The organism is Micromonospora nigra (assembly GCF_900091585.1).
Lineage (GTDB): Bacteria > Actinomycetota > Actinomycetes > Mycobacteriales > Micromonosporaceae > Micromonospora > Micromonospora nigra.
The window spans coordinates 2,569,755-2,583,997 of record NZ_FMHT01000003.1; the positions used below are offsets into that span (position 1 = coordinate 2,569,755).

The 14,243-nt window shown below is 65.4% G+C and carries 19 protein-coding genes; 5 read left to right on the forward strand and 14 right to left on the reverse strand.

The features are described from left to right. Positions 1-12: 12 nt before the first annotated feature. Together GA0070616_RS27555 and GA0070616_RS10950 are read right to left on the reverse strand one after the other, a co-directional pair. Positions 13-825 (reverse strand): hypothetical protein, encoded by an 813-nt coding sequence (locus GA0070616_RS27555; protein WP_139128872.1) that lies wholly within the window; start codon positions 823-825, stop codon positions 13-15. Positions 826-1,470: 645 nt separating this feature from the next. Further along, a complete protein-coding gene (locus GA0070616_RS10950; protein WP_091080404.1) occupies positions 1,471-1,695 on the reverse strand; it encodes a winged helix-turn-helix domain-containing protein in 225 nt (74 codons plus the stop codon). A gap of 484 nt (positions 1,696-2,179) precedes the next feature. On the opposite strand from GA0070616_RS10950, the gene GA0070616_RS10960 reads away from it, so the two are divergent. Next, entirely contained in the window at positions 2,180-2,398 is a 219-nt protein-coding gene (locus tag GA0070616_RS10960) for a flavin reductase (protein WP_091080410.1), read from the forward strand. Continuing rightward, positions 2,395-2,568, forward strand: coding sequence for a hypothetical protein (locus GA0070616_RS28055; RefSeq protein WP_175440037.1), 174 nt, complete (start codon positions 2,395-2,397; stop codon positions 2,566-2,568). The genes GA0070616_RS10960 and GA0070616_RS28055 overlap by 4 nt, the downstream gene beginning before the upstream one ends. A 302-nt stretch (positions 2,569-2,870) precedes the next feature. Here the strand turns inward: GA0070616_RS28055 and GA0070616_RS10965 are convergent, their stop codons facing one another. The 3 genes from GA0070616_RS10965 to GA0070616_RS10975 all read right to left on the reverse strand — a co-directional run bounded on the left by GA0070616_RS10965 (position 2,871) and on the right by GA0070616_RS10975 (position 4,813). Then, a complete protein-coding gene (locus GA0070616_RS10965; RefSeq protein ID WP_245712722.1) occupies positions 2,871-3,350 on the reverse strand; it encodes a barstar family protein in 480 nt (159 codons plus the stop codon). Positions 3,351-3,578: 228 nt separating this feature from the next. After that, entirely contained in the window at positions 3,579-4,505 is a 927-nt protein-coding gene (locus tag GA0070616_RS10970; protein WP_091080413.1) for an IS3 family transposase, read from the reverse strand. Then, positions 4,502-4,813 (reverse strand): transposase, encoded by a 312-nt coding sequence (locus tag GA0070616_RS10975; protein WP_175440038.1) that lies wholly within the window; start codon positions 4,811-4,813, stop codon positions 4,502-4,504. Before GA0070616_RS10975 ends, GA0070616_RS10970 begins: the two co-directional genes overlap by 4 nt. A gap of 167 nt (positions 4,814-4,980) precedes the next feature. Between GA0070616_RS10975 and GA0070616_RS10980 the strand changes: the two genes are divergently transcribed. Continuing rightward, complete coding sequence (locus tag GA0070616_RS10980; RefSeq protein WP_091080419.1) at positions 4,981-6,036, forward strand: IS110 family RNA-guided transposase; 1,056 nt, start codon at positions 4,981-4,983, stop codon at positions 6,034-6,036. Positions 6,037-6,242: 206 nt separating this feature from the next. On the opposite strand, the gene GA0070616_RS27565 is transcribed toward GA0070616_RS10980, so the two are convergent. The 6 genes from GA0070616_RS27565 to GA0070616_RS11005 all read right to left on the reverse strand — a co-directional run bounded on the left by GA0070616_RS27565 (position 6,243) and on the right by GA0070616_RS11005 (position 10,664). Next, on the reverse strand, positions 6,243-6,809 hold the full coding sequence (locus GA0070616_RS27565) for a hypothetical protein (RefSeq protein ID WP_139128874.1): 567 nt from the start codon (positions 6,807-6,809) through the stop codon (positions 6,243-6,245). Continuing rightward, entirely contained in the window at positions 6,806-7,318 is a 513-nt protein-coding gene (locus tag GA0070616_RS10985) for a helix-turn-helix domain-containing protein (protein ID WP_091080422.1), read from the reverse strand. The genes GA0070616_RS27565 and GA0070616_RS10985 overlap by 4 nt, the downstream gene beginning before the upstream one ends. 138 nt (positions 7,319-7,456) lie before the next feature. Further along, the gene (locus GA0070616_RS10990; protein WP_091080425.1) at positions 7,457-7,816 is read right to left on the reverse strand and encodes a type II toxin-antitoxin system RelE/ParE family toxin; all 360 of its coding nucleotides are present in this window, start codon (positions 7,814-7,816) and stop codon (positions 7,457-7,459) included. A 300-nt stretch (positions 7,817-8,116) separates the two neighbouring features. After that, entirely contained in the window at positions 8,117-9,271 is a 1,155-nt protein-coding gene (locus GA0070616_RS10995) for a helix-turn-helix domain-containing protein (protein ID WP_175440039.1), read from the reverse strand. A gap of 33 nt (positions 9,272-9,304) precedes the next feature. After that, on the reverse strand, positions 9,305-10,045 hold the full coding sequence (locus GA0070616_RS11000) for a hypothetical protein (protein ID WP_091080428.1): 741 nt from the start codon (positions 10,043-10,045) through the stop codon (positions 9,305-9,307). A 394-nt stretch (positions 10,046-10,439) separates the two neighbouring features. Next, entirely contained in the window at positions 10,440-10,664 is a 225-nt protein-coding gene (locus tag GA0070616_RS11005; RefSeq protein WP_091080404.1) for a winged helix-turn-helix domain-containing protein, read from the reverse strand. Between the two features lie 484 nt (positions 10,665-11,148). Here GA0070616_RS11005 and GA0070616_RS11015 point away from each other — a divergent pair, with 484 nt between their 5' ends. Then, complete coding sequence (locus GA0070616_RS11015) at positions 11,149-11,367, forward strand: flavin reductase (protein WP_091080410.1); 219 nt, start codon at positions 11,149-11,151, stop codon at positions 11,365-11,367. Next, positions 11,364-11,537: a hypothetical protein gene (locus tag GA0070616_RS28060; protein ID WP_175440037.1), complete on the forward strand. Its 174-nt coding sequence runs from the start codon at positions 11,364-11,366 to the stop codon at positions 11,535-11,537. Before GA0070616_RS11015 ends, GA0070616_RS28060 begins: the two co-directional genes overlap by 4 nt. A 405-nt stretch (positions 11,538-11,942) precedes the next feature. On the opposite strand, the gene surE is transcribed toward GA0070616_RS28060, so the two are convergent. The 3 genes from surE to GA0070616_RS11030 form a co-directional block, all read right to left on the reverse strand. Continuing rightward, on the reverse strand, positions 11,943-12,866 hold the full coding sequence (gene surE / locus GA0070616_RS11020) for a 5'/3'-nucleotidase SurE (RefSeq protein ID WP_217628185.1): 924 nt from the start codon (positions 12,864-12,866) through the stop codon (positions 11,943-11,945). Between the two features lie 268 nt (positions 12,867-13,134). Then, positions 13,135-13,608, reverse strand: coding sequence for a hypothetical protein (locus tag GA0070616_RS11025; RefSeq protein WP_175440040.1), 474 nt, complete (start codon positions 13,606-13,608; stop codon positions 13,135-13,137). 64 nt (positions 13,609-13,672) lie between these two features. Next, positions 13,673-14,128, reverse strand: a complete 456-nt coding sequence (locus GA0070616_RS11030; protein WP_091080437.1) for a lamin tail domain-containing protein — start codon at positions 14,126-14,128, stop codon at positions 13,673-13,675. Positions 14,129-14,243: the final 115 nt, after the last annotated feature.

The following is a 14,243-nucleotide window of genomic DNA, read 5'->3' on the forward strand; positions in this document are numbered from 1 at the left end:
CTTCAGAAAATGTCATGTTGCAGCCCCACGCTTGCGGACCTCCATAATCATTCCTTCCACATAGTGCAGTATGTGACCCAGATAGTTTGGCAGAAACTCTGGACTTTCGTAGTCCCATTGCCATTTCTTGTCCCGTGAATCGGGCAGGGACCGCCGCCGCTCGTAGTAATCGTGCGTCAGCTTTCGTATTACGTCTTGAAGCTGTGTCGTGACTTGGATCTCTAGCCGGACACGAACAACCTCCGTGTCCCAGTCCAGCTTGGGAACCTCTACCTCGAAGCAGAGATAGCAATGGGCTGCGTAATAGCCTTCGTCGCGCGCCTCGAAGTCGACGGAGAACTCATGTCCCCTCTCTTCGGCAATCGCCTCCAGCTTCTTTGCGAGGAAGTCAACGCCATCCAGATACTTAACGACAAGAGTTGTTCGAACAATGTCATTCGTCAACTGGTACCAGTTGGCAGGCGTAATCCAGCCCGACTCTGGAGGCTCCGGCCATTGCTTGTTGTTCACGACGTTCTTGCGATAGCTCTTATCCAAGAGTGAATCGTAGGGCTTTAGATATATCTTTGGCGTATCGCGGCTGGCCAAGAGCTGGTAGCCCGTGGCGATTGTGTACTCGTCATTGAATTCGCGTAGGCGCTCAAGAATTTCCTTCCACGCCCCAGAGGCCGAGACGTCGGTCTGAATCTTTGCACCTACCGTCTCGTGGCGGCTCCTAGTTGCAAGCGCGGCCCCTGCTTCAGCATCCTTGGATGCAAGCCACTCTGGGTATTCAGCAAATGTCGGACGATCAGGCTTTGCCGGATCCTTCTCGATATCTACCACCGAACACGCCCTTCCCGGCGCACATGTCTACTTCCGGCATCCTCTGCACGTGCCTGTTGCTCGCGAGCCAAATCTGCCTCGACGAAGGGACAGCCCGGTGGTCAAGCCACGAGTCCCTCGCGCCGGTTGCCCGACTCTACAACCCGGCGCCCACCAACGCACGTCCACTGAGGATGAAGCGCGAGTCAGCAGATGCCCTATGCGCGATCGAGTGCTCGGTCTAGACAGAAAGGCCTGGCACAACGAGAACCCGAAAGACCATCTGGGACGTCGAGCGACCATGAGGACCGGGGACCGGTCCAATTTGGCTTGGCTCTTCCCTGCCCTCGTGGTCTTGGAGTTCAGGTCCGCGTCACCGCCTCGCGGTCGGTCAGGACGAACAACTGGATGGCGACGGACGCAAGCAAGGTTGGATGTGCAGGGACGTTGACGACCTGCCGTCAAGCCGCGCCAGCTGTGGGCGAGGCATCAACGCACCCCCGCCACCCATGACAGCAACGGCGACAGCAACCGCAGCGAACGACGGCAGGCCGGCCGGCGCCGAGATGGATGTCGTTCCGAGTTGACGACTGTTCCCAGACGCGGGCGGACCTCATGCACAGAGCTTGTAAGCGAGGCGTCCGCGCCTCAGAAAGCGACCCCGGCTTACCGGGGAAGCGGGTTGGCGACGTAGACGCCCTTGCCCTGCCGGCCGTCGATCAGCCCTTCGGCCTTGAGCAGGAGCATGGCGGCGCGGATGACGGTGTTGCTGACCTTGTAGTGCTCACAGAGGGCGGCGAACGAGGGCAGCTTGTCACCCGGCTTCAACTGACCGGAGCTGACTTGCTCGCGGATATCCCGGACGACCTGTAGATAGGCAGCTTCAGACATCGGTGGTGCTCCCAGCTTGGCGGCTGGTGCAAGCAGACCACACCCAAGACCCGACTTACAACGCTATGTGTCGCAGCTGTTGACCCTGCGCACATTGCGTCTTAAGTTGCTCGTGGGGCTACTCAGCTTGGCGGCCGAGTCGTCCTGCCGTGGGTGCCCTGTCTCCGGACACGGCTGACCGGGTGCCCACGGGATCCCCAACGCCGGCGGGAGGCGCGATGACCAGGCCGAACGATGCAACTGATCCGACCGCAGGTTCCGCGCGGGATGCCGGCTACCACCAGAGTCGGGACAACAGCCGGCGACGCGTGTCCTACGACCAGTACATCTTGGCGGCGGCGCTGACCCTCGCCCGCCGGCACCGGCCCATCTGGTCATGGCAGCAGTGGCGGCGCATCTGCCGCTGCGGAAGCGACCTACCCTGCCGAAGCCGCCATCCCATCCCGATCAACCGCGGCCACTGGCCGAGCCAGGACGCGCCGCGATGACGACACACCTCCCGGTCACACCGGGCTGGACCTGCGGCGGCTGCGGAGCCGACTGGCCCTGCAAGACCCGCCGACGGGAGCTACGGGCGGAGTACGACCGCGCCCCGGTGTCGCTGGCCCTCTACCTGGCCGCCCAACTCGTCGACGCCGCCCAGGACCTGACCCACGTCCCCGCCGGCCACCTGCACCACCGATTCCTCGGCTGGACCCGATGAGCATCCTGCGACACGGCGACGAGAAGTACCACTACAGCGACGGCTCCCACAAGTGGATCCCGCCGGACCCCGACTACGACCAGGAGGTCTGGGACGAACAGGTCCGCCAACACAAGCAGGGCCACCTGAGGAACGAACAACCCAAGGTCCGCATCCAACGGCTCGTGTGACGCCCGCAGTACAGCAGCGAAGTACAGCAACCGTGCGACCCGTACCCGACCGAAACGAACGCCAGCAGGCCGGTTGACCTCGGACGACATGCCATCCGACCGGCTCGCCGAGAGTTCGGGACGAAGAGGTCGTCGGCTCGAATCCGGCCACCCCGACCGAGGTCAGGGGCCACTCTCCATCGATGAGAGTGGCCCCTGATGCATTCGTACAGCAGTCGCGTACGGCAGCGGCGGTCACCGCAGGCTCTCCCCCAGGCGCTTGAGCGCAGGCGATCCGGCCGGCGGTCGCGCGCATCGACGGTTCACCGCATCTTGTGGACTGCGTAGACGATCTCCTGCCGCAACAGCGCCGCCTCCTCGTCACGGTCGCACAGCAGCAGCACCTTGAACGGGCTGCCCTTGCCCTCCGGCTGGCCGAGCGGGCTCGCCCAGTGACGAACGGCTTGATACAGGATTCGGAATAACGTGTGCTGATCCTCGACACTGCTCGACAGCAACTGGGGCGCGTTCTCGACCACGATCAGGTACCCGTCCGCCGGTAACCAGTTCAGATCACGAAGGCAGTCGGACAACGCATCCCAGTTCCAGCCGAAGTAGCCAGGAAAGAGGAGCGCGTCGGAGAACTCGTAGAGGGCGTGGTCCGCATCCGTCATCCTCGTTCCGTCAAGGTGGGCAACGACGAACCTGCCCGTTGCCGGTAGCACAGCGGCGAGCTCCACCGGGGCACTGCCCGAGCAGACCGCGAGCTGGTCAGTGGAGCCGCTCCACCAGCCGTTCATCATTCAGCCCCATCACGATCGCCGTAGTTCACGACCTCAGCGGCCTCGTGCACGCCGTGCCCCATGGCCTTCAGTCTGCCCGGGAGGCAGCACAGCACGACGGGCAGGCCCTCGACCGATTGACTGGGTGTGCCGCGATCAGCGCGCTGAGGCGTCGCGCAGTTGGCGGTCGGGTGTCGCATATCAGCCGACGGAGGACACTGAGTTCCCCCCGCTTCGATGGAGCGGTGGTTACCTGCTGCCGGCTGGTGCAGGGGTGGCGATAGTTGGTTCGGCTGGGTTGTGCTGGCGGGTGTGCCAGGCGGTTTCGTGCTCGTCGGGGCTGAGGTAGCCCAGTTCCTTCTGAATGCGGCGAGTGTTGTACCAGCCGTCGATGTAGGCGAAGATCGCGTTCTCGGCCTCGTCGCGGGTCCGCCACGATGTGCGGTAGACGAGTTCGATCTTCAGTGTCGACCAGAAGTTCTCCATGAGCGCGTTGTCGAACGAGTCGCCGACGGAGCCCATCGACGGCAGGATCCCGTTGTCCTGTAAGCGTTCCGCGAAGCGGAACGACGTGTAGTTCGATCCCCTGTCGCTGTGGTGGATCAACTGGCCGTCGCGGACGTCGCGCGACCAGATGCCGTATTCGAGGGCGGCGAGGATCAGGTCGGTGTCGCAGCGGTCGGAGGTCTTCCAGCCGACGATCCGGCGGGAGAAGGCGTCCCGGACCGCTGCCAACCAGAACACCCCTTCGCCGCAGGGGATGCGGGTGGCGTCGGCGACCCAGAGCCGGTTCGGCCCGGTCGCGGTGAACTGCCGGTTGACCAGGTCCGGCGCCGGCGTCGCCCGAGGGTCCTGTCGGGTGCAGCCGCCCCGCCAGCCGCGACGCAGGAACGCGCCCTGCCAGCCCTGTTGCGCCATCAGTCGTTCCACCCGCTTGCGGCCCACGCGAATGCCGTCGCGGCGTAGCTGCCGGTGCACCCGGTCCGCACCGTAGGTGTGCCCGGACGCCTCCCAGATCTCGTGGATGTTGGAGATCAGGCCCAGGTCGACCACGTCGCGGTCGCAGGGCTGTTCGGCCTGCTTGAGCCACGCGTAGTACGTCGAGGCGCCGATGTTCAGGACCCGTAGCAGGAGCGCGACCGCGAACTGGTCACGGTGTTCATAAATGAACGTCATGACCGTCGCCGGGTCGGGTCGAGCTCCGCCGCGAAATACGCGCTCGCCGCTTTCAGGATCTCGTTCGCCCGCCGCAGCTCAGCGACTTCCCGGCGCAGCCGCCGGTTCTCCTCGGCCATCTCGCTGGTGGGCCGGTCATGACGCTCACCAGCGTCGGCCTCGGCCTGACGGATCCAGTTCCGCAACGCCTCGTGATGCACGCCCAACTGCTCGGCCAGGCGCCGGATCACGGGCTTGGGGTCCGAATCGAGGTACAAGCGCACAGCGCGCTGGCGCAACTCATCGGGGTACTTCTTCGGTGCTGCCACGGACGACTTCCTCCCCACGGCCATCAGACCATGATCAAGAAGCTCCATGAAAGCGGGGGTGGCTCAAGCCTGTGCGAGAGGCGCCCACCACTGTGTTGTCCGTTTCGCCTGACCGGTGACGTGTCCACGTGTTCTCGACGCGACCGAGAAGGGCGGACCTCACCAGCATGGCAGCGAAGAAGCGATCGGTCATCGGTGGTGTCGACACCCACCGCGACACCCACCACGCAGCGATCATTGACAGCACCGGGGGTCTCCTCGGCGACGCCGAGTTCCCCGCGACCAGCGACGGCTACGCGGAACTGCTGGCCTGGATGCGTTCCTTCGGCCGCCTGATCGCCGTCGGGGTCGAGGGCACCGGCAGCTACGGCGCTGGCCTCGCCCGGCACCTGGCCAGTCGCAAGGTCACCGTCGTCGAGGTGGACCGCCCGGACCGCAGGACCCGCCGGGCCAAGGGCAAATCCGACCCGATCGACGCCATCGCCGCCGCCCGAGCTACCCTCGCCGGCACCGCCATGGGTATCCCGAAGACCCGCACCGGCCCGGTCGAAGCCATCCGCGCCCTGCGAGTAGCCCGCCAAGGTGCGGTCAAGGCCCGCACGGCGGCGATCAACCAGATGCGCGGCCTGGTCGCCGCCGCGCCCGAGCCTCTGCGAGCTGAGCTGACCAAGCTCAGCGTCGCCGTACTGGTCAACCGCTGCACCGCCCTGACCATCGACCCGACCCGCCTCAACGACCCGGAACACGCCACCGCAGCCGCCTTGGCCGGACTCGCCCGGCGAGTCGCCGCTCTGACCGGGGAGATCACCACTCTCGACCGGCAGCTGGCACCGCTGGTCCGCCAGGCCGCACCACGCACCAGCGCCCTGTTCGGCGTCGGCACCGACGTCGCAGCCCAACTGCTCACCACCGCCGGCGACAACCCCGACCGGCTGCGCTCCGAAGCAGCCCTGGCCCACCTCTGCGGCGCGGCACCCATCCCCGCCAGCTCCGGACGGGTGCGCCGCCACCGCCTCCACCGAGGAGGCGACCGCGGCGCCAACCACGCCCTACACACCATCGCGCTCTGCCGCCTGCACTACGACCATCGCACCCGCGCCTACCAACAACGACGCATCACCGAAGGCCTCAGCAAGCAAGAGATCCTGCGCTGCCTCAAGCGCTACATCGTCCGCGACGTCTACACCGCCCTACGCGCAGACTTCGCCGCCCTCACCCCTTGACCTCCATAGGAGCATCGGGATGGCAACACCGCGCGAGGGCTGCTGCCGCCAGCTTTAAGCAGGGTGGCTGGGGGCCTATGCAGCGGCGCGGCTCGCCGGTGGAGGCGGGATGCTCGGCGGTCTCCTGCTTTTCCCATAGCGCTAGGTGTCGACACAATTCGAGCCCCGCTTTGCGGGGCCCGAATCGCATTGTTTCTAAAGAGAAATCAAGACTTGGCAGCTCGTTTGGGTGCCCTCTTGCGAGGTGGCGCTTTAGCGCCAATAGCCCGAGGCTCCTCCGGGGTCGTCGATGAATCCGGATAGGGCAGTTTGAAGGTCGCAAGAGTCAAAGGTGGCAGGCCCATTCGCGAGCTCATGCTCTGCACGAACTCCCTAGCGTAGGGGTAGAGGGCGATAGTGCCTGTCGTCTTCGAAAATGAGTAAAGTTCTGCGCCTTCGGGAGGATTTCTTCCGTTGACATCGAGTCGGTAGAGGCTGCCGAGCTTAAAGGCTATCGTAGCAAGTTTCCTTGGCTGCGCGTCCTCGCTGGAGATTCCGTCAACGAGCTCTTGGATCTCAACCTCGTATTCGATCTCCAGGATAAAGAAATCGTCACCCTCGTCATAAGAAAAGGAGGGGGTCATTTCGAGATGCCAGGTCAAGTCATTCCCCTCTTCGGGGAAATGCTCGAAGTTGAGCTGAGCGTTGAAGAGACGCACGTCTGCAATGTCGGCCATTGCTGCGACGCGAGAAGCCTCACGCTGTGCTCTCGCGAGGTCGAAATCTTCGCTCACAGTGCTCCCACAAGCCGAGTACGAGAAGAATCGAGATGTGCAACGGGCGCAGCAGGAGCACTGCTGCGCCAATTGCGGGCGGTCGAAGTAATCGGAGCGGGAGGTCTCGCATCCTTCAGGCGCGTAGAAGCCGGCGACCTGGAGTAAAAGCGGGCTTCGCACCACGGCGAGTCGTGAGGCATATCAATCGCAACCACAAGCCTCGCCGTAACAGCGCGCGCGTATCTCTGAAGCGTCGAAAGCTGAGGATCGACGTTCCCGTTTTCCAGATCAGAGACAGCGGACTGAGTCGTTTCCATCCGCTCGGCGACCTTTTTCTGACTGATTCGCAGGTCTCGGCGGACCTTCACGAGCCGACGAAGGAGAGCTTGGCGAAGCGCGACGTCTTCAAGGGAGGCCGCAAAGCTGGGGCTTCTCGAAGCGGCCTCCGCCAAGACCTCGCCCAGCTCATCGTAGTCGTCGTCCGGGTCGAGCACATCGGGGTTGGTCTTCTCGATCACGTTCGACATGAGGATCCCCCTGCTTCAGAAGCGGGTGACTGCGGCCGGTCATGGTCATACGAGGCGTAACGACGGTGTCCGCTATCGGTTACGACCGATAGTACAGTCCAGAGGTCGGGCATGCTACACGAATCTTTGCGGCCCGCCCTACTTGCCGCCCCGCTTGCGCCAGGCGTCCATACGCTGACGCGCCAGGTCGAGGTCCGACTTGCGGGCCTTCTCCTGGTTCTTGTAGACGCAGAGCGTCACGATCACGTACTTGGGGCCATCTTGGAAGAAGTACGCCCGGTACGGGTTGTTACGCACGTGGGTCCGGAACTCAAGCAGGCCCTTGCCCACGGCCTTGATCTCACCTCGGTTCTCCAGCCCGTGCTCGTAGCGCCTGAACAGGTCACCAAGGGCAGCTTGGCCCTCCTCCTCCAGGGCGAAAAACTCCTCACGTGCCACGGGGTTCCCGGTCTCTGACTTGTAAAACCGCACCCGCCGCACGCGGGGAGAGTCGTACACCGGTTCGACTCCCTTCTGGCTTCATTGCCCAGGGGTGGGGAAGGGGAAGGTCTTCGCAGGTCTTGCCGCTGAGGGGAGATCGAAGTGTAGTCGGGACGTGACGAACTGTCAGCTTTGGCGCGCGCGGAGGTTCATGAGACACGAGTGTCGACGTGTAGCGAACCCGACACGCCGTGGGAGCGGGCACAGGGCTCCCTGGCGCGCCTGGCAACCGCCGGGGAGCCTAGCTAGTGACGGAAGTCCGACCGCCGGCGCCCGGGAATGGCAGGCGCAGGCGGCACGGGCTCCATCGCGCGATCGCTACTTAACGAGCTTCAGCACGGGCCGCATCTGATCCATGCCAAGCAGACTCCTCACCCAAGGCGTTGGCCAGGAGAGATCTTCCGCTAGCTCTGCAACGGTGAGACCCTGCTTCCTGGCGAGGGCGAAGGCATGAGAGAGCATGGCGGGCTGCTCGCCTGTGTAGGCAGCAATGGATTCACCTCGGAAGCCTGGTTGCTCACTGACCGCTTGGAGGCGCTGAAACGCGCGGCTCGCGGCGGAGTCGGAGAGGAGGCCGACCTCTCGCGAACGATAGAGAAGTGACTTCACCGATACTCCCCAGGTCAACTGAAGATCCGCGAGCTGGCCTAGGTCTACCCGCTTGGGTAGCTGCGGGATAATGCTTTCACGTGGAGTTAAGAACTCGGCAGCAAATGCATCGGCTTCGCGCTCCTGCTGTAGGTCGCCGGGAACCGCCTCCCCGTGCAGAACGATGTGCCCCAATTCGTGAGCAGCACTAAATCGGTGTCGATATACGTTGTCCGCTCTGTTGGGGGTTAGAACGATTATCGGTCGAGGGGTAGCCGAGGTTGAAAAGGCGTCCACTGAACGGGCGTCCGGATCTGGAGGTGGTGTAGTTGCCACTATTCCGTGAGACTCGATGCGGCGTACGAGATGGGAGATTGGTCCGTCGCCCAGCCCCCAAGCTTGACGGACAATACGGGCGGCCATGCGTGGCTCACGTATCGTCTCAGGCATTTCAGGCAGATTCACCGGAGGGAGCTGAACGCGGCGTTCGAGGGCGTTAGACAACTCCCACACAATCTCGGTAAAGGAGACGGCCTTCGCTCTTTGATATGAGCGAGTGGCGCGGAGGCTTCGAAAGTGTGCCTTGGATGCGTCAAGCCTCGCATGCGGTCGGCCTGCCAGGAAGAACGAGGTTGGTACTCCGAGCTTTTCCCCCATCCGGGATATGAGTTCGGGCCGTGGCCTCGAAACGCCCAACTCGTACTGTCCTACAGCTGCTGATGTGACCCCGATCTCCTCCGCGAGTCTGCTTTTCGTCCACCCCGCAAGTTGGCGTGCTTGCGTGAGCCGGCTCCCATCAAAGGCATGGTTAATGCCCGAGGCGGAGACGTTGCCCCGCCTCGGGCGATCCGTCTGAACAAGGGTGAGTTGCTCGAAATCCTTCATGCTGTGCCGATCGGGTTGCCATTGTCGTCTCTGCTAGCGGGCAAGTTCTCCCGAGTCACCGGGGAAGCCGAGCGGGGGCAGATCGCCCTCGTTGAACCGGGGGGTAGCCGCGGGCTGGCTGACCGGCACGTTGATCGGGCCGCTCCGGCGGAAGCTGAGCAACGCATGCGAGACGGGCAGTTCCTCGGGATCCTGCCTCCAAGCGAGAGTTCCGTCGGCCTCCATCATGGCTTCGCCCCACCATGCCTTCAGAAGGCCGGAGTGGGCGTGCGAGACGTAAGGCACGTAGATGACCTTGGTCTGAGGTGCCAGGTAGATCAACTCAGGCCGCTTCAAGACGGGCGTCTCCGAGAGATCCTCCGGACTGAAGAGGCTAAAAAGGTCGGCGGCCGGAGCGGCGGCGGCAAGCATCGCGGAGAGTTCCCTGGCGACCTTGGTCGTCAGCCTCGCCTTGCTGGCAGGGACCGACAGGCTGTCCGCATGCCTGAACGGCAGAAGCAGGCGGCCGTTCACGACCATCAGGTTGTAGCAAGCGCGAGGCGGCCGGAACCGCTGCGCACCGGGCACCTTGCTCAGCTGCAGCTCGACCTCCTGATGGACCTTCGGCCACATCCCGCCGTAGGGCTGCTTGGTGTCCAGGCCAGACATCTGCTGAATGAGCACAGCTCGGCCCTGAGACTGAACGAGGGCGTCAACCAACCGGTGCTGGACATCGGTCGCCTGCGGGCCGAAGTTCTGCTGAGCCCAGTGCGACGCCGCCGGTTCCTGGAGCATGCAACCTCCACGAGGGACATGACTTTCCTTCTGTGCCGAATCCTAGCACAGATGCTTTACTTTCATGCCCAGATTTCCCGATCTCGCGCCTTCCTGCTCAGCCGTCACCACTCGACGGCACTCGGCAGCTGTGGTCGGATCTCCCGACGGGATCAACGTCCGGGTCAGCGTCGCTGCATGCACAGCGGAGGCGTTGCCACCGCCTGCTCGTCAACGACAACCTGTTGCCACCAGTCGCCAACAGCAGCGGCGACAGCAACGTGCCGATTCTCTGGATGCCAGCGACGGGCAGAGACGGACGAACGATCGAGGTCGCGGACGAAGGCAGAGGCGCACGGACGGCCTGCACAGAGCTTGTAAGCGAGGCGTCCGCGCCTCAGAAAGCGACCCCGGCTTACCGGGGAAGCGGGTTGGCGACGTAGACGCCCTTGCCCTGCCGGCCGTCGATCAGCCCTTCGGCCTTGAGCAGGAGCATGGCGGCGCGGATGACGGTGTTGCTGACCTTGTAGTGCTCACAGAGGGCGGCGAACGAGGGCAGCTTGTCACCCGGCTTCAACTGACCGGAGCTGACTTGCTCGCGGATATCCCGGACGACCTGTAGATAGGCAGCTTCAGACATCGGTGGTGCTCCCAGCTTGGCGGCTGGTGCAAGCAGACCACACCCAAGACCCGACTTACAACGCTATGTGTCGCAGCTGTTGACCCTGCGCACATTGCGTCTTAAGTTGCTCGTGGGGCTACTCAGCTTGGCGGCCGAGTCGTCCTGCCGTGGGTGCCCTGTCTCCGGACACGGCTGACCGGGTGCCCACGGGATCCCCAACGCCGGCGGGAGGCGCGATGACCAGGCCGAACGATGCAACTGATCCGACCGCAGGTTCCGCGCGGGATGCCGGCTACCACCAGAGTCGGGACAACAGCCGGCGACGCGTGTCCTACGACCAGTACATCTTGGCGGCGGCGCTGACCCTCGCCCGCCGGCACCGGCCCATCTGGTCATGGCAGCAGTGGCGGCGCATCTGCCGCTGCGGAAGCGACCTACCCTGCCGAAGCCGCCATCCCATCCCGATCAACCGCGGCCACTGGCCGAGCCAGGACGCGCCGCGATGACGACACACCTCCCGGTCACACCGGGCTGGACCTGCGGCGGCTGCGGAGCCGACTGGCCCTGCAAGACCCGCCGACGGGAGCTACGGGCGGAGTACGACCGCGCCCCGGTGTCGCTGGCCCTCTACCTGGCCGCCCAACTCGTCGACGCCGCCCAGGACCTGACCCACGTCCCCGCCGGCCACCTGCACCACCGATTCCTCGGCTGGACCCGATGAGCATCCTGCGACACGGCGACGAGAAGTACCACTACAGCGACGGCTCCCACAAGTGGATCCCGCCGGACCCCGACTACGACCAGGAGGTCTGGGACGAACAGGTCCGCCAACACAAGCAGGGCCACCTGAGGAACGAACAACCCAAGGTCCGCATCCAACGGCTCGTGTGACGCCCGCAGTACAGCAGCGAAGTACAGCAACCGTGCGACCCGTACCCGACCGAAACGAACGCCAGCAGGCCGGTTGACCTCGGACGACATGCCATCCGACCGGCTCGCCGAGAGTTCGGGACGAAGAGGTCGTCGGCTCGAATCCGGCTACCCCGACGGAGCGCAGGAAAGCACCCCCCCTTGAGCAGGCCGAACTTTGCGGCGGCAGATCGTTGGAAGCTTGACCAGCGCGGCGGCGTTGACCTGTTCCTCGGTGGCGGCGTGCAGCCGGCCGGTGACACGAACGCTCTGCGTTGAGATCGGCGGCAGCGCTCCCGGAGGAACGCTGACGCCGACTCGAACTCGCGGTTCCCGCATGGCCGGAACCCCTCAGGACGACGAGAGGCGGTTGGACGGCCAGGGACTTCAGTGAGTCAGGCGCTCCAGGAAGCGCAGGCGTGCCAGATCGCGGGGGCTCGCGCTGAGGTCGGCGTTGATCGGGGTGATACTGATCTTGCCGGCCTGGAGTGCGCTCCAGTCGCTGCCGGGCGCGGGCGTGCCCGTGGGCCCGCCGAGCGTCAGGGCGTACGTCCCGGGCTGGCCGGGCGCCCCGGTGGTGTTGGTGAAGCCGAAGCGCAGGTAGCTGTTCGGGTCCATGCGCGTCAAGCTCGTGCCTGCGACCGAGGTGGTTCCGGGATGGTTGATGTTCAAGCCGAGGCCTTCGGGAAGGAGGGCCCGGCCGCGGGCGTTGCGGGCGAGCGCCGCAACGACGTCACTCGTGTACTCGGCGACCCTGTCCTTGACCGCCACGGGGCTTGTGCCGCCGATGCTCACGGCGATCGCCGGAACGTCGTTCTCGAGAGCGATGATGGCCGCGGCGACGGTCCCGGAGTGGTTGACGATTGAGCTGTAGTTCCCGCCGGGGTTGATCCCGGACACGACGAGGTCGGGTGGTTCACCGTCGAACACGGCGTCGAGGCCGATGAGCACTGCGTCGGAGGGCGTGCCCGTCACGGTCCACACACGGGGTTCGGGGTTGGCGACGTCCACCGTCGGGTAGGTGATCATCGTTCCGGTGCCGCTCTGGTTCGTCGCAGGGGCGACGACGGTCACGTCGTGGCCGTCGGCGGCGAGGGCGTCGCGCAGCGCCACGATCAGGGGGGTGCTCGAACCGCCCGGTCCGATCCAGCCGTCGTCGTTGGTGATCAGGATTCGCAGGCGGCGGTCGTCGGACTGCTGGTCGGGCTGGGGCTGGTGGTTGGGCTGGGCGGCGGCGGTAGCGTCGATCGACGGGACCACAGCGACGGCCAGGGCCAGCACGAGGGGGACGAAACGACGAGCTGCACGCAAGGCAACTCCTCTCTGAGATTCCAAGCGGGACCGGATATCGCGGTTTCATGCCGGGAGGGCGTGGGCCTGACGGGAGCAGACGCGGATTCCGCGGCGTACGCGATGGTCGACTGTCGATTGTAGACACAGGCGGGATTCGCTGTGCTCCGCTGCCGGTTGGCAAGGTCGCGCTGCCGGTTGGCATGGTCGCGGAGGGTGTGCACCACCGCAGTTCCCGAGCTGTGCCGCCCTCGGGGGAAGGCAACACAACCGGTGCGCCCCCGCCCGGTCAGTCGTGCTGTTCGCCGCGTTCGATCTCGGCGAATGCCGCCGCCAGGAACGGATCCAGCGCCGCCCGTGTCTGAGCGAGCAGGTCGGCGACGAGCAGTGGGCCGTGCCGGGCGATCGCGGCCGGGTCAGGTGGGCTGTCATCGGCGTCCGGGTCGTACACGCCGAGCGCACCGGCCAGCAGCACCAGCACCACGTGCGGGTCCACGTCGGGCTGCCAGCGGGCAGCCGAGCGGACGCAGCGCTCCAGCACCTGCCTGACGTCATCGCCGTCGAGGCCGTCCGGGTGGCCGGTTTCGAGCAGCCGCCGGACCACTCCGCCGAGCACCAGGCCGGACCGGTCGGCCGCCGCGAGCCGCGCCACCGCCGGGGCGTACGCCTCGGGGTTCTCGGTCTGGGCGGCGGTGACCGCCTCGACGGCCGCGACGGCGATCTCGCGGGCGGGTGCGGGCAGGTGTCGCCAGGTCGTGCTCATCGCTCCCAGCATTGCAGACCCGCCGGATCGGTGCCGGCCCCGTGGCGGGGCCGGCACCGGAAGCTCAGCAGGACGTGTAGCTGCCGCGGCTGCCCCAGGAGCAGGAGTCGATCAGCGTGCCGGACGCGTTGCGCAGGTACGCCTTGTCGCCGGTGTTGTTCCAGATGTACGCCGACGAGCCCCAGTAGCGGTGGGTCGAGGTGTTGGTGCCCCTGCCGGTGTGGATGACGACGCTCTTGCCGGGGGCCAGCTTGACGTCGGTGGAGAACCGGTAGACGTGGTTGGCCTTGTCGCGCAGGGTCCACGACTTCAGGTTGATGGTGCGGGTGCGCCGGTTGGTCAGCTTCACGTACTCGGCGTTGAGGCTGGTGTTCGACCGCGTGTCCGTGCCGGGCGAGTTGTAGTAGACCTTGGTGATCTGGATGGCCGGGGTTGCGGCCTGGGCGGGGCCCGCCGTGGCCAGCGCGCCGCCGGCCCCGACGACGAGCGCGACCGCGAATCCGATCAGCCTGTTCCTCATGTGTGACCCCCACTGGAAGCGCCGGACGCCGGCGCGACGAGCCGTGCCCACGCACGGCCGGCCGAGGCTATCCACGCCGTCGCGTGGTCGGAATCGGCCACGCGCGCGCTGCGGG

What these genes read in the sequence shown, in the direction of transcription:
- GA0070616_RS10950 (WP_091080404.1), bottom strand. Translation starts at nt 1,695, where the DNA reads ATGTCTGAAGCTGCCTATCTACAGGTCGTCCGGGATATCCGCGAGCAA.
- GA0070616_RS10960 (WP_091080410.1), top strand. Translation starts at nt 2,180, where the DNA reads ATGACGACACACCTCCCGGTCACACCGGGCTGGACCTGCGGCGGCTGC.
- GA0070616_RS28055 (WP_175440037.1), top strand. Translation starts at nt 2,395, where the DNA reads ATGAGCATCCTGCGACACGGCGACGAGAAGTACCACTACAGCGACGGC.
- GA0070616_RS10965 (WP_245712722.1), bottom strand. Translation starts at nt 3,350, where the DNA reads ATGATGAACGGCTGGTGGAGCGGCTCCACTGACCAGCTCGCGGTCTGC.
- GA0070616_RS10970 (WP_091080413.1), bottom strand. Translation starts at nt 4,505, where the DNA reads ATGACGTTCATTTATGAACACCGTGACCAGTTCGCGGTCGCGCTCCTG.
- GA0070616_RS10980 (WP_091080419.1), top strand. Translation starts at nt 4,981, where the DNA reads ATGGCAGCGAAGAAGCGATCGGTCATCGGTGGTGTCGACACCCACCGC.
- GA0070616_RS10985 (WP_091080422.1), bottom strand. Translation starts at nt 7,318, where the DNA reads ATGTCGAACGTGATCGAGAAGACCAACCCCGATGTGCTCGACCCGGAC.
- GA0070616_RS10995 (WP_175440039.1), bottom strand. Translation starts at nt 9,271, where the DNA reads ATGAAGGATTTCGAGCAACTCACCCTTGTTCAGACGGATCGCCCGAGG.
- GA0070616_RS11000 (WP_091080428.1), bottom strand. Translation starts at nt 10,045, where the DNA reads ATGCTCCAGGAACCGGCGGCGTCGCACTGGGCTCAGCAGAACTTCGGC.
- GA0070616_RS11005 (WP_091080404.1), bottom strand. Translation starts at nt 10,664, where the DNA reads ATGTCTGAAGCTGCCTATCTACAGGTCGTCCGGGATATCCGCGAGCAA.
- GA0070616_RS11015 (WP_091080410.1), top strand. Translation starts at nt 11,149, where the DNA reads ATGACGACACACCTCCCGGTCACACCGGGCTGGACCTGCGGCGGCTGC.
- GA0070616_RS28060 (WP_175440037.1), top strand. Translation starts at nt 11,364, where the DNA reads ATGAGCATCCTGCGACACGGCGACGAGAAGTACCACTACAGCGACGGC.
- GA0070616_RS11025 (WP_175440040.1), bottom strand. Translation starts at nt 13,608, where the DNA reads ATGAGCACGACCTGGCGACACCTGCCCGCACCCGCCCGCGAGATCGCC.
- GA0070616_RS11030 (WP_091080437.1), bottom strand. Translation starts at nt 14,128, where the DNA reads ATGAGGAACAGGCTGATCGGATTCGCGGTCGCGCTCGTCGTCGGGGCC.